Genomic DNA, 14,471 nt, shown 5'->3' with positions numbered 1-14,471 from the left:
GATGATGATAAGGAGGTTGAATGCCAGCAGCATATAGTTATGATTTAAGAAAAAAAGCAATGGAAGCGCTAGACGAAGGAGAAAGCAGAGAAACAGTGGCAGCAAGATTTAAGATTGGACGAACTACTTTATGGGAGTGGCAGCAAAGAAGAAAAGAAACAGGAGACTTTCAATCAAAAAAACTTGGAAATGGGGGTTACAATCACAAAATTACCGACTGGGATACCTTTGCCAAATTTGCCAGAGAACACGGAGGAAAGACTCTATCGGAAATGGCTAAACTTTGGAACAACGTTAGTATCCAAACGATCTATCGAGCCCTTAAAAAAATTGGATTTACGCGCAAAAAAAGACATATGGATACAAGGAAAGAAACGAAGAAAAACGTGCTGAATTTTTGAAAATTATAGCGACAAAAGAACCTAAAAACTTAGTGTATATAGATGAGTCTGGCATTGATAACACCGAAGACTACCCCTACGGATATTGCCAGAAAGGACGGCGGTTTTATGCCTTAAAATCTGGAAAGAAAACTCAACGAATCAGTATGGTTGCAGCCTTAAGTGGAAGAAAGATAGTTGTTCCGTTAACCTTTGAAGGCCACTGTAATATGGATGTTTTTAATGGATGGTTTGAGCAATTTTTGACACCGATCTTGGAACCTGGACAGACTGTCATTCTTGACAATGCTACTTTTCATAAGTCTGATAAGATTATCGAGCTTGCTAAAGGGGTTGGTGCAGAAATTTTGTATCTGCCGCCTTATTCTCCAGATTTCAACAAAATTGAGCATCATTGGTTTGCTATAAAAAACAGAGCCAGGAAAAACATTCCTCTATTCGAATCCTTTCTTCGTGCTGTTGATTCTGCCTTCCTATGACCTGTTTGGACTATTATGAGAAATGCTATACAGTGGCCTTCAAAGGTTAACGGAACAACTATCTTTCTTCCACTTAAGGCTGCAACCATACTGATTCGTTGAGTTTTCTTTCCAGATTTTAAGGCATAAAACCGCCGTCCTTTCTGGCAATATCCGTAGGGGTAGTCTTCGGTGTTATCAATGCCAGACTCATCTATATACACTAAGTTTTTAGGTTCTTTTGTCGCTATAATTTTCAAAAATTCAGCACGTTTTTCTTCGTTTCTTTCCTTGTATCCATATGTCTTTTTTTGCGCGTAAATCCAATTTTTTTAAGGGCTCGATAGATCGTTTGGATACTAACGTTGTTCCAAAGTTTAGCCATTTCCGATAGAGTCTTTCCTCCGTGTTCTCTGGCAAATTTGGCAAAGGTATCCCAGTCGGTAATTTTGTGATTGTAACCCCCATTTCCAAGTTTTTTTGATTGAAAGTCTCCTGTTTCTTTTCTTCTTTGCTGCCACTCCCATAAAGTAGTTCGTCCAATCTTAAATCTTGCTGCCACTGTTTCTCTGCTTTCTCCTTCGTCTAGCGCTTCCATTGCTTTTTTTCTTAAATCATAACTATATGCTGCTGGCATTCAACCTCCTTATCATCATCTATCCTTATCCTATCACATCCGGACTTTTATCGAAAGAGCTATACTGCACCACCTTTTGGCTTATATTTGGTAAAGATAGATTACTAATTTAATAAAAGCTAGTGAAATAAGTGCCATACCGCCACGGTATCTCCAGATTCCGCTAACAAGCAGCAAGATGACGAGTTTAAGTTCTCATTGGCATTACTACATATAATGCACTTGAATCGTCTTCATCAGTGATAATTGTAGCACTATTACCATCGGCTAAGCTAAACTTACATTTATTTTTTATGCAGGATAGAACATCAAGTAAATAACGCGAGTTGAACCCTATTTCTATAGGGGCTTCATTGTAGTCCACTTCTATGGATTCAGTTGCATCACTGCACTCTTGGGAGTTTGAATGCAGAGTTAGCAGCTTTTCTTGTAGTGAGAATTTAATAGATTTTACTTTATCAGATACAACAACGGAAACTCGATCTATAACGTCTGAAAGTTTTTTACTTTCAATAATCATATGCTTATCTTGAGATGCTGGAATAACTGCTTTATAATTTGGAAAAGTTCCATCTATTAATTTTGATATTAGAATATATTCACCGCATGTAAACTTGATTTTTCTGTCTGAGAGTTTTACTTTAATTTCATTACAATCGTCCAATATTTTTAACAGCTCCATAACAGTTTTACGTGGAATGATCACACCAAATTCGCCATTGATGTTCCCAGGCTTTGGCCTCTTTATACATGATAAACGATGGCCATCAGTTGCAACGCAGTACAGAAATTGCTCATCTGTATGTAGATATATTCCATTTAAATTATACCTTGTATCATCTAGTGATACAGCAAATTTTGTTTTAGTTAATAAGTCTATCAGGTCTGTATTTAGTAGAGTAAAATCATGTTTATAATTGTCTTCTTCAAGAGCAGGAAAGCTGCTTGAAACTACATTCGGTAAAGAAAAGTTTGCATTTCCGCAAGACATCAATAATTTTCCTTGGTTGTTTACTTCAAAATTGACATCCAAATCAGCGGGTAACTTCTTCACTATGTCATGTAAAGTATGCGCTGAAATTTTTACTTCTCCTTCTGTTAATACGGTTGCAGCAAGTGAGGCAAACATTGAAATGTCAAGATCAGTTGCCATTAATTTTATGCTGCCGTGTTGTGCTTTGATATTTATACACGCCAAAACATCTATTGCATTACGCCTTTCAACCACTCCACTTACTCTGGATAATGTATTTAAAAGACTTGTGCGGCTCACGCTAAAACGCATCTGCTCGCACACAGAATTTTGCTTTTTGATTTCTGTATCTACACCTGCAACCTCTGACATTGCTAACTCTCAAAAATATATTTTAAATGATATCCACATCCCATATAAAGTAAAGTGCTATTTATCGAAAGGGCAGTCTGTTTTATACTACAACTGGAAAATTACCTATTCTGTTACAATAATTTACTTTGTATGGCATAAATCATGCATTTTTTGATACGCTTTTTGAAAACCAAGTAGGGAATAAGTATCATCAATGGTCACTGTTTTTGTTTTTCCATTAACTACCATTGATAATCCCTGCTTCATTTTTAGAATGAGATCTTGATCTATTTTTGTATGCTCTGCCCACGCAAAACTTCCCTGTATTATGGGCAGTGTATATTTAATTTTTTTGTCGATATTGAGAGCTACAGGCTCCTTATCATACTGAAAACCAGAGGTAACGCTTACCTCATCTGCTTTTTTATCAACATAACTAACCATTACATACGGCTTGCGATTGGTTGTATAATATTCGCTTTTTTTTTTAGGATAGGATACAATATAACATACTTTCTCTCCATCTTCCAATGCAGTATACACGAGCCAATCTTTATATTTTTCCTTCAATTGTACATCACTAACCGATGCAAAAGCGCCTATCGAAAAAAATATTAGAAATATAAAAAAACTACGCATGCAAACCAAATTTCAAACTTTCAGATTGTATATATTGTTTTACCTTAGCCATCGCCTGCTCAGCCAACTGCCTTATTCTTTCTCTTGAAACACAATATTTTTTACTAAGTTCATCCAGAGTTTGAATGTTTTCAGACAAATATCTACTGATAAAAATGTCTCTTGCCCTTTCGTTGAGGCTCGCTAGTGCATTGTTTAAAATTGTTTCTTTTAATTCTTTTTCTTCATGATTCTGATAGGTTACTTCTTGACTAACCAAGTTACATGGGATCATATCTTGTAGCTCCCTTTTAGAGTCATCACCTATTTTTATGCAATCGTTTAGCGACTGATCCTTACAAGCCATACGGTAATTCATCTGCAGAACGTCTCCTTCGGATACAGAAAGCTCATTAGATATTGCTTTTATTTCTTCATTATTTAAGGTTTCCCTGTTTGTATACTGTAAAATTCTTTTTTTTATTTTACGTAAACTAAAAAACAATCTTCTTTGTGCTTGCGTTGTGCCTATTTTCACAAACGACCAAGATTTCAATATAAAGTCTTTTATTGAAGCTTCAATCCACCACACCGCATAAGTTGAAAAACGAAACCCTAAATCAGGATTAAACTTTTTCACTGCATGCATTAAACCCATATTTCCTTCCATGACCAGGTCCATCAACAATAGTCCATAATTTTTGAATTTCATTGCAATTTTCACTACCAAATTCAAATGGCTGGTAATCAATTTATGAGCAGAAGAAACATCCTTATATTGGTTCCAATTTTTTGCTAATCGTACCTCTTCCTCTTGAGACAGCATAGGAAATTTTTGCACCCTAGCAATATATTGCATGAGATTGGTTCTGCTATCGACACATAAGCTTGCCATTGGGGTCAACATAACAACTTAAATTAAAACTTCATGCATATAATATATTGATTTTCCAGCAAAAATTCAAGCTTTGATTTGAAAAAAGTACAAATTTTTCATCTAATTTCTTGGAGACAGTAGGCCGCAGTGTTAGCTAATTGGATAACATTATGTAACTTTAGATGATATTCTACCAGTACAATGGTAAACGTTACAGCTTAAACACATAGCAAATAGTGTTATTCCAGTGCCTTGACACTGGAATCCACATTTCTTTTTTCTAGATCCCAGTGTCATGCTACTTGGATGACAAGAAAAACCCCACTGGGATAACAAGACTGAGATAGACTAGAAATTAAACGCTACTCCAGCTTCTGCACCAACAGTGCTGTAAAGAACTTTGAGTTCCCCTTTGTCTTTGCCTGCAGCAGCATCTTTATCAAAATGAGCACCAAAAGAACCGAAATAACGAGCTCCAGCATAAAGTTTGACTTCCGGAGTTACATCATAACTAACACCAGCTTTTACTTGACCAGCAAAACCAAATTTACTTTTTTGATCATTCACAGCGTCTTTCAAAGGAGTGCTAATATACGCTGCACCAACACCAACACCAATATATGGAGTGATAGGCATATCTTCAATTGCTATATCGTAATAAACGTTAACTAGTCCTGAAATTGCTGTTAAACTGTCTGCAATAGTACCTGGCGTAAATTTTGCATCTGTAACATCATTTTTGTTTAGGTATGAATAAACTCCTTCAACATCAACCCTGATGTCGTCCATTTTGTAACCAAACGCACCACCACCAGCTATAAAAGACGCTTTTAATGGACTGTAATCACTATTGTCTTTCTTATAGGTAATACCATCAACTTTTGTGAAAAGAGGTAAAATTTCACCGTTGTATTGCAAACGAACGTAGTAGCTAGTTTCTTCATCACTTATTGGACCAACAGGATCTGAAAAAGCAGAGTTTGATAAACTTAGCAACGTTGCTAAAGCGGCTGCTGAAAAAAACTTTTTATAATGCATAATTGTCCTCGTAAAAAAAATTAAAATTCCACTTTAGCAGTCTAAGTAACAACTAAAGTTAAGTCAAGTGCTAACTTAATAACACAAAATATCCTACATTTTAACTAATTTTTAGGAGAAGACAAAGATTTTATTAATGAATAAATAGAGTTACACGACTTTTTTACTCTTGATTTTTTGGTATAGCTAACATAGGTAAGATTTACTATCGAAAGACCTCGTCATTCCGCTGCTTGTTAGCGGATGAGATACCGCGAATGAATCCATAACTACACGAACATTGCAATTTGAGTCTACCAGGAGGGCAATGCCTCTTATTCAAGTACCCTCTTCTTATCATCCCAGTGCGTGACACTGGGATGGCTTTGTTGCATCGCTCAAGTGAAAAGAACTGGCAGTTACTGACAAAATTCATTATAAATAGCCATTTAACTGTTGAAGAAAAAATATGCCACAAAAAATGAGAGTCAGTAACTGCCATGAATATAACAAATTTCTCCAAGAAAGAGGAAGCATTTTTTGTTATATCAATGACGCCATAGAAAATTGGTACGAGAATTGTCCAAAAATGCAGGGCGGCAACTATATTTATAGTGATAAAGTTGTGATTTTGGTGCATATAATCGTCAGTTTCTTTAGAATTGGTTTAAGACAAACAGTCGGGTTTATAAAAGGGTATTTGCAACAAATAGGAAGAGATTTGGCAGTTATCAGCTATTCACAAGCATCAAGAAGGTTTAAGAAACTTAATATTAAGATAAATGATTGCAGAATTGATAAAAATAATATGGAAGATATCGAAATTGCTATAGACAGTACAGGAATTAGTATATACAACAACACTCCTGGTCACAGCAAGGAAAATAGCACTGACAGAAAATATCGTGGCTATGAGCAAACGAGAAAATTGCACGTAATGTTGAATATAAACAACAAAAAAGCCATAGCTGTAAAATACAGTAACGGTGTCTACTCTGATCACTATGGAGCTTGTGATTTGCTAAAAGAAGTTGATTTTCAGCATGCCATAAAAGCACTATATGCAGATAGAGCATGTGATAGGCACAAGTTTTATAAGTTGTGTAACAAATATGATATAAAGACAAAAATTCCACCAATAAACAATGCGGCAGAACATCCAGAAATAGATTATATGTCTGACAGGAATGCTGCTATTAGGTTAATAAAATTATACGGTGAAGATGGCATGAAAGAATGGAAAAAAGAAGTAAATTATGGGAAAAGATCTTATATTGAAGGGTTTTTCTCAAGATTAAAGCAAATATTCGGATTTAGTTTTAGGAATAAATCTGAGATAAATCGAGAAAAAGAACTGCTAATCAAATGCTATTTGCTTAATAAATTCACTGATATTGGTATGGCTAAATTTGAGATAGTTACATGAATTTACCATAAATCACCATCTCATAAAGTGTGATGCAACAAAGCCATCCCAGTGTCACGCACTGGCATGACATCACTTTTGCTTCAATATTCGCACATTAGCGGAGGTAAGCCCATTGCGAAAATCAGTATGTTAAGGCATGATTTTTAATAACCTCAACATCGCTAAATTCAAAAGTTTGGTTGCCTATAATTTGAAATTTCTCATTTCCCTTTCCTGCAACTAGCAGAATCATACCCTCGTTATAGGCAATATCTACGCCTTTCTCTGTAGCTTCTCTCCTACCTCCTATCTCCAGTGCATCAGGGCAATGTAGCAAAATATCGTGGCGAATTTTTGCCGGATCTTCATCACGCGAATTATCATCTGTAATTATTACTTTATCTGCATACATTTGTGCTATTTTGCCCATTTCTGAACGTTTCGTCTGATCGCGATTTCCACCGCATCCAAAAACTAGAATTATTTTTTTGTTGATATGCCATTTTAAAGACAATAGGGCTTGTTTAAGCGCACTTGGAGTATGAGCGTAATCCACGAATGCAAAAGGTTGCACTTTTTCCATTCTTCCTGGTGGAGAAACGAGTTTTTCTACGCATATTTCTCTGTAATTTAATCCAGATATACCAATTGCACATAGCAGATTATATGCTTGAAATTTTCCTAAAACTGGGAAAAATGTATTGTAAATTTGGTTATCAATTTTTACTGTAAGATGTTGACCATTAGGGGTTGATGTTTGCTCTAATAAAGTAATATCAGAGCCTTTTTTTCCATAAGTCACAACTTTATTACTGCGTTTTTCAGCTATTTTAAGCAATGCGCCGTATTCATCTATATCCGCATTTAAAATCGCTGTTTTTCCTTCTGGTAATACTTCGTAAAATAACCTTTTTTTAGTTTCTAAATATCCACCAAGACTTTTATGGTAATCTAAATGATCTTGCGAGAAATTAGTAAAAGCTGCAGCACTCAACTTTAATCCATGGATTCTGTATTGATCAATCCCATGACTTGATGATTCCAACACTAAGTGTTCTACACTTATACCACGCAATGTTGCGTAAAGGTCTTCTGCACCTGGAGTGGTAAGGCTGTTGCTATTACCTTTTCTGCCATTATTGATGCATGTTCCAAGTGTTCCAATAGACGCAGCATTATAGCCAGAGTTTTGCCAGATCTGGCGGCAAAATTCTACTACTGAAGTTTTACCATTTGTACCAGTTACAGCAGCAACATATTTGGGCTGTTTGAATTGATAAAACCTGCTGACTATTTCGCTGTATATTTCTTGAGGGTTTGGGTGTTCAAGCACTGCAAAGCTCGAAGTATCTGTCATTCCAGTGCGTGACACTGGAATCCAGTTTTTATTATACAATTGCCTAGTGTGCTCATTTGCAATTAAATTTTCTGGATCCAAGTAGTCAAGCACTGGGATGACATCTTTCTTGGCCCCTTGTATCACAACGTCTACACAGTTGTGTACGTAACACTGTGATTCAGTAGGAAGGATATGGATTCCAGTATCGCATGTTGCGTATTCTTTACTCCTTTCTGACACACAAACAAAAAGATAACCTTCCTTGACTCTCTTGGGATTACATGTAACGCCCTTGATTTCAATATCAAAGTTAACATCAATAATGTTATGCAGTAATTCTCTCAGTTTCATCTGCCAGCTTTGATATTCAAACATGGCAGTCTTGCTAGTGCAGCATTTAAATCAGAGATCAAATCCTCAGAATCTTCTAGTCCACAAAATATCCGCATGAAACTTCCACCATAATCTGAATTCATTACAGATCTTGACATAGATCTACGATCTATTGGTAATATCAAACTGTCGCACCCTCCCCAAGAAGCACCAATACTAAAAATTTTCATATGATCAACCATGCAGCTTAGTTCTTCACATGAATATTCTCTATCCAGTATTATACTGAATACGCTACTTGCTCCTTTGAAGTAACTTTTCCATAATTCGTGTTGAGGATGGGAGGGAAGTGCTGGATACAAAACTTTTTTGATTTTTGAATGTTTTTCTAGCCACTTTGCCACTTCCATTGCTGTATTTTGGTGCCTTGCCATACGTGCATGCAGTGTTCTTAGTCCCCTATGTGCAAGGTAGCAGTCGTGCGATTGAATGGTTACTCCATAATTTTTATAGCTCTCATAAAGCAATTTAAAAGTTTCACCTTCAGCAACCATAGCTCCCATCACTAAATCTGAGTGACCGGCTAGATACTTTGTCACCGCATATAGTGCAACATCAACTCCATAATCAAGCGGCTTAAATAACAAAGGAGTGGCCCATGAATTGTCACAAACGGTTACAATTCCACGTTCTTTAGCAACTTTTACTATATGCTCTATATTCGAAATCTCAAACGTTACAGAACCAGGAGTCTCGATCATTATCAATGAAGTATTACTCTGAATTAAATCAGTTATATCCTGTGTTGGATCATAAAAAGTTACTTCTGTTCCTCTTTTTGGTAGCTCATTTTCTGCAAACCTCCTAAGCCTATAATAACTATTATCTTGAATTAAAACGTGCGAGCCTGCTTTAGCGAAAGTTAGAATAGCAAAAGTAAGTGCAAATAGTCCGGAAGGATAAATAAGCGCTTGTCCACTCCCTTCAATTTCAGCCAGTGCATTTGAAAGATAATGAACAGTAGGAGTACCAACATTACTGTAGCTATAATCCCTTGCAACACCATCATTGATTACATCGTATATACTTTCTCCATTTGCTGCATTTAAGTAGTCCTTGTAAGTAGGGAATAATATGGTAGAAGAATGATAAACTGGCGGGTTCATGGAACCTTTATAGTCATTAAATTTTCTTCCTGCTTTAACTAATATAGACTCTTCCTTCACATTTTTATTATTTATTTTTTAAATTGTACTCATCTTGCGTATACAAGTGAAGAGAAATTGCATGTATTAGCTCTATCTCACCCTTCAATAACTCATAAATCAACTTGTGTCTTTTTAGAACGCTCATTCCAATAAAGCCGTCAGATATTAATATTAATTTAATGTGCGAAGGTAATGTTGAAGATGAAGCAAAATAATGATCAGCATGCTTTGCTGATTCATCGATAATGTTGATATCAATTACATCTATCGAATCGCGTATCTTTTCTTCTATTGTTTTAATAATATCCATAATGGTTTCTTTAAGCAACAATATGCTCCTCTTGTCATCCCAGTATCAGCTACTTGGATGACAATCGCAATTACTTATTCTCTTCTTTATTATCTATGTCTTGATAATCAGAATCTACTACTTTTTCCTCTTTATCATTTGGATTTCCTTCTGATGAAAAGCCATTTTCAGCACTATTTTGTTGAGATGCTTGATACATAGCTTCTCCAAGTTTCATAGATAATTGAGAAAGATTAGTGACTTTCTGCTGTATTGAATCAGCGTCATCAATGTTATCAGATTTACTAACTTCTTTTAATTCGTTAACTGCATTTTCAATAGCAGATCTATCTTCTGGTGAAACTTTATCACCATACTCTGTCAGAGACTTTTCTGTAGAATGGACTAAGCTATCCGCTTGATTCTTCACTTCAATAAACTTTTTGCGCTTTTCATCTTCTTGCGCTTTTTCTTCAGCTTCTTTTACCATGCGATTTATTTCATCATCAGATAAACCACCTGAAGATTGAATGCGTATTTTTTGCTCTTTTCCAGTAGCTTTATCTTTTGCAGAAACGTGTGCTATTCCATTTGCATCTATATCAAATGTCACTTCAATTTGTGGCCTTCCGCGCGGAGCAGGAGGTATCCCTTCCAAACTAAACTGACCGAGTAGCTTATTATCAACTGCCAGTTTTCTTTCACCCTGATGCACCTTAATTGTAACAGCTGTTTGGTTATCTTCTGCAGTTGAAAACACCTGAGATTTTTTAGTAGGAATTGTAGTATTACGCTCAATAAGTGGAGTGAATACTCCTCCTAGAGTTTCAATACCAAGAGAAAGTGGGGTCACATCAAGTAGTAACACATCTCTTACATCACCTTGAATGATCCCCGCCTGTATTGCAGCTCCAATTGCTACAACTTCATCAGGGTTAACTCCTCTATGTGGATCTTTGCCAAAGAATTCTTTAACTTTCTCTATGACTTTTGGCATACGAGTCATGCCACCAACAAGAACCACTTCGCCAATTTGACTAGCAGATAAACCAGCATCCTCAAGAGCTTTTTTACAAGGAGCCATAGTTCTTTCGATTAAATCATTCACTAAGCTTTCAAGTTTTGCTCTCGTTAATTTCATATTTAAGTGTTTTGGACCACTTGCATCAGCTGTAATAAACGGTAGATTTATTTCCGTTTCCATTGCACTTGATAATTCAATTTTCGCTTTTTCAGCAGCTTCTTTGATTCTTTGCATAGCCATTGGATCATTTTTCAAATCAATGCCATTACTTTTCTTGAATTCATCTAGTAAATAACTCACTACTCCATTATCAAAGTCTTCACCTCCAAGATGGGTATCACCGTTTGTTGCTTTCACTTCGAAAACTCCATCACCTATTTCAAGTATTGAAACGTCAAATGTACCACCACCAAGGTCATATACTACTATTGTGTGCCCATGTTTCTTATCAAGACCATAAGCAAGTGCTGCAGCAGTCGGTTCATTTACTATTCTGAGTACATTTAATCCGGCAATTTTTCCTGCATCTTTTGTTGCTTGACGTTGAGAGTCGTTGAAGTATGCTGGCACTGTTATCACAGCATCTTTTACTTCCTCTCCAAGATAAGCTTCTGCTGCCTCTTTCATGTTTTGTAGTATAAATGCACCAATTTGACTAGGAGAATATTCTTTATTATCAGTTGTTTTAACCCATGCATCACCACTTTTTGCTGCAAATACTTTGTATGGTACACTTAGATTTTTCATCTCAGGATCACTATATTGACGGCCTATTAATCTCTTAGTAGCAAAAAAGGTATTACTTGCATTGGTGGTTGCTTGCCTTTTTGCTGGAGCACCAATCAACCTTTCTCCTGAAGAAGTCAATGCAACTATAGATGGAGTAGTTCTTGCCCCTTCTTTATTTTCTATTACCTTTGTATCCTTGCCCTGCATTATTGCAACACAAGAATTTGTTGTTCCGAGATCTATGCCTATTGCTCTTCCCATAATGAGTACCCCATTGTAAATATTATCTTATATAAGAATATATAAGTATAGGGCTCATTAATTACAAGCCCAATTTAGGTTTCTAATTAGTTATTAGAACTTAAAAGGCGCGAAAGCCACTTAGTCAGCCAAAAATTGCCTCGTAGTTTATTTGAATTATCAGCTTCTTCATTGCTGCTATCCCCAATTTGGTATCCAGAGTTCTGTAATGGCTTATAACCGTTTAAATTAACATCATCTCCTTGTTTTAAAACAAATGTATTTATATCTAAACTGTTATCAATACTAACGTTCAATGTAATATTAAACTCTTTTTCGATTGTAGAAACTGTATTGCGTTTGTTATTAAAAATGTGCGCTATAACTGCACTGTGTGCTACTAAATCAAAAGACTTATTTCGATTCTTGTTAGCAATATATTGTAAATCCCTTAGTATTGATGAAACAATTACTTCGTTTGATTTTACTCTTCCAGTACCTTTGCAGTGTAAACACTCTGTAGTATTAATTTCTTGTATGTTTGGTTTAATTCTTTGTCTTGAAAATACCATTAAACCAAAGTCATTTATGTAGCTAAATTGAACTTTAGCTTTATCATCTTTAAACGCTTGCTTTATAGCAGACTCAACAGCTCTGCAATACTGATATTTCAACATATCAATAAAATCGACTACTATTAATCCTGATAGGCCCCTAAGATTCACCTGTCTTGATATTTCAGGTACTGCTTCCATGTTGGTTCTATAAGCTGTTTCTTCTATGCTATCTTCTCCTGTCATCTTTCCTGAATTCACGTCTATCGAAACAAACGCCTCAGTTAAAGTTATTATCAAAGACCCACCAGATGGCAATTCTACTCTATTGCTATATAACTCAGAAATTTGATCTTCGATTCCGTAGTAAGTAAAGATCGGAGCATAACCTCTATACAATCTATAGCGCAACTTACTACCTTTTAGTGCATTGTTAGCATATTGCCTAACTGCCTCAAAAGCTTCCTTTCCAGACACTATAACTTCTATACCATCGCTACAAAAATCACGAACAGATCTCATAATTACATCTGCTTCATTGTAAATTAATGATGGAACGTTTACAGAGAAGGCATTTTTTTGAATGCTCTGCCATAATGAGGATAAGTAATTGTAATCCTGCTCAATTTCTTTCTTATTTTTTCCTGAACCAACAGTTCTTACTATTAAACCTGACCTTTTTGGCAAGTTTATTGAACTCAGTATCTCCTTTAACTGCTTTCTGACATTAGCATCTTCAATTCTGCGAGACACTCCACCTTTACTCATGGAATTTGGCATGAAAACACAGTATCTACCCACTAAAGTTATGTATGTTGTAAATGAAGCTCCTTTATTGCCTCGTTCCTCTTTAGTTAGCTGAACCAATACTTTTTGATTTACTGAAATAACATCTTGTAATTTGTATTTTTTATATAAAGGTACCTCTCTTACAAAACCACTACCTGACTCGTTGACATTCTTACTAGCTGCAGAATCTGAAGAGACATTTGCTATGGTATCGTTCCCTTTTTCTGTATAATCGTCATTTGAGTAGCTCTCAAAGATAGTTTCCTTTTCTTTTTCTGGAATATTGAAGTAATCTAGAGATATCTCGGAAAAAGACAAAAAACCTTGCTTATTTTTTTCATATTCGATAAATACGGCTTGCAAAGAAGGCTCTATACGCTTTATATAAGCAACGTATATATTACCTCTTAATTGTTTTTTTTCCTTGAATTCTTGTTCAAATTCTACAACCTTATTATTAACTGACAAGGCAACTCTTACCTCATTAGAACAGGTGGAATTTTCTATCAATAATAACCTTTTACCACTATTTACCACTTATTTACCGTTTGCTTTTCATTCTGAAGTTAACTTCATGCTACTTAATGCACTGTTGATTGTCAAGAATTTTACGATCTGCATTATTCGGTTGACTTTTAGTGTTTTGCGTAATAAACTCGCATAGAATTTATTATATCATTATAAGTATGGCGAAAAAAAATGCTTCTTTGCTCGTTAAGTTAGTTAGCACTGCAATCAAGACAACAAAAACTGGTGAAGAAAAATCAACAGGTTATTTTTATGTAAAAAAGCGTAATCCAAAAAAGCTTACCAAAAAACTGGAGTTTAGGAAGTATGACCCAGTAGTCAGAAGGCATGTGTTATTTAAAGAAGAAAAACTAAAGTAATTTTTTTATAAGGGATTTTATTATTATGCAAAATTTACAATTAAGTTATCCTATAATAGTAGAGTTGGGGGATGTGAAAGATACAAAACTGAAATTAATAAAGGTCATTGCACAATTAATAAGTAAGAAGTACACAACACAGAAAAAAGCAGCAAACGCTCTAAAGAGAGATCAACCTAAAGTATCTCAAATCAATAGGTCAAAAATCGAAGGGTTCTCCTTAGAATACTTGCTTAACTTATTGATTGTATTGGGCCAAGACATAAACGTAAGAATAAAGCATAATTCTAAACCTGCATAATATGTAAAGGACAAATAAATGCAGAACAATAAAAC

At 35.4% G+C, this 14,471-nt stretch carries 12 protein-coding genes and 2 pseudogenes; 4 read left to right on the top strand and 10 right to left on the bottom strand.

Features of this window, described 5'->3' with window-relative positions:
* The first annotated feature begins 20 nt into the window (after positions 1-20).
* Positions 21-880, top strand: a protein-coding gene (locus OOL03_RS05820) for an IS630 family transposase (RefSeq protein ID WP_264707019.1) whose coding sequence is annotated in 2 segments (ribosomal slippage) — positions 21-345 and positions 345-880 — 861 coding nt in all. Because the reading frame shifts where the segments join, the coding sequence is not laid out codon by codon here.
* A 29-nt stretch (positions 881-909) separates the two neighbouring features.
* On the opposite strand, the pseudogene OOL03_RS05815 reads toward OOL03_RS05820, so the two are convergent.
* From OOL03_RS05815 to OOL03_RS05795, 5 genes and pseudogenes are all read right to left on the bottom strand, one after another.
* Positions 910-1,496, bottom strand: a pseudogene (locus OOL03_RS05815) (IS630 transposase-related protein); the annotation flags it as partial.
* Positions 1,497-1,683: 187 nt separating this feature from the next.
* Positions 1,684-2,841 carry a DNA polymerase III subunit beta gene (gene dnaN, locus OOL03_RS05810; protein ID WP_038199350.1) on the bottom strand — a complete coding sequence of 386 codons (1,158 nt, stop codon included), beginning with the start codon at positions 2,839-2,841 and terminating at the stop codon, positions 1,684-1,686.
* A 123-nt stretch (positions 2,842-2,964) separates the two neighbouring features.
* Complete coding sequence (locus tag OOL03_RS05805) at positions 2,965-3,462, bottom strand: invasion associated locus B family protein (RefSeq protein ID WP_006279310.1); 498 nt, start codon at positions 3,460-3,462, stop codon at positions 2,965-2,967.
* Positions 3,455-4,348, bottom strand: coding sequence for an RNA polymerase factor sigma-32 (locus tag OOL03_RS05800; protein ID WP_174515941.1), 894 nt, complete (start codon positions 4,346-4,348; stop codon positions 3,455-3,457). Before OOL03_RS05800 ends, OOL03_RS05805 begins: the two co-directional genes overlap by 8 nt.
* A gap of 318 nt (positions 4,349-4,666) precedes the next feature.
* Entirely contained in the window at positions 4,667-5,356 is a 690-nt protein-coding gene (locus tag OOL03_RS05795) for an acyloxyacyl hydrolase (RefSeq protein ID WP_264707264.1), read from the bottom strand.
* Between the two features lie 448 nt (positions 5,357-5,804).
* Between OOL03_RS05795 and OOL03_RS05790 the strand changes: the two genes are divergently transcribed.
* Positions 5,805-6,761 carry an IS5 family transposase gene (locus OOL03_RS05790; protein WP_253303014.1) on the top strand — a complete coding sequence of 319 codons (957 nt, stop codon included), beginning with the start codon at positions 5,805-5,807 and terminating at the stop codon, positions 6,759-6,761.
* Positions 6,762-6,885: 124 nt separating this feature from the next.
* Here OOL03_RS05790 and murE read toward each other — a convergent pair whose 3' ends face one another.
* The 5 genes and pseudogenes from murE to OOL03_RS05765 form a co-directional block, all read right to left on the bottom strand.
* Positions 6,886-8,433 (bottom strand): UDP-N-acetylmuramoyl-L-alanyl-D-glutamate--2,6-diaminopimelate ligase, encoded by a 1,548-nt coding sequence (gene murE, locus OOL03_RS05785; protein WP_264705678.1) that lies wholly within the window; start codon positions 8,431-8,433, stop codon positions 6,886-6,888.
* A pseudogene (gene metC / locus OOL03_RS05780) lies at positions 8,408-9,641 on the bottom strand (cystathionine beta-lyase). The gene murE and the pseudogene metC overlap by 26 nt, the downstream one beginning before the upstream one ends.
* A 7-nt stretch (positions 9,642-9,648) precedes the next feature.
* Positions 9,649-9,933 (bottom strand): BolA family protein, encoded by a 285-nt coding sequence (locus OOL03_RS05775; RefSeq protein ID WP_077188332.1) that lies wholly within the window; start codon positions 9,931-9,933, stop codon positions 9,649-9,651.
* Between the two features lie 70 nt (positions 9,934-10,003).
* Entirely contained in the window at positions 10,004-11,926 is a 1,923-nt protein-coding gene (gene dnaK / locus OOL03_RS05770) for a molecular chaperone DnaK (protein WP_012673300.1), read from the bottom strand.
* An 86-nt stretch (positions 11,927-12,012) separates the two neighbouring features.
* Positions 12,013-13,785 carry an Rne/Rng family ribonuclease gene (locus OOL03_RS05765; protein ID WP_264707263.1) on the bottom strand — a complete coding sequence of 591 codons (1,773 nt, stop codon included), beginning with the start codon at positions 13,783-13,785 and terminating at the stop codon, positions 12,013-12,015.
* Positions 13,786-13,934: 149 nt separating this feature from the next.
* Between OOL03_RS05765 and rpmG the strand changes: the two genes are divergently transcribed.
* Entirely contained in the window at positions 13,935-14,135 is a 201-nt protein-coding gene (gene rpmG, locus OOL03_RS05760; protein ID WP_015589280.1) for a 50S ribosomal protein L33, read from the top strand.
* A 25-nt stretch (positions 14,136-14,160) separates the two neighbouring features.
* A complete protein-coding gene (locus OOL03_RS05755; protein WP_264707262.1) occupies positions 14,161-14,436 on the top strand; it encodes a helix-turn-helix domain-containing protein in 276 nt (91 codons plus the stop codon).
* Positions 14,437-14,471: the final 35 nt, after the last annotated feature.

The organism is Wolbachia endosymbiont (group A) of Acrocera orbiculus (genome assembly GCF_947250015.1).
In the GTDB taxonomy this organism is placed as follows: domain Bacteria; phylum Pseudomonadota; class Alphaproteobacteria; order Rickettsiales; family Anaplasmataceae; genus Wolbachia; species Wolbachia pipientis.
Note: the sequence above shows the minus strand (reverse complement) of the source record. Positions and strands in the feature narration are given on the sequence as shown.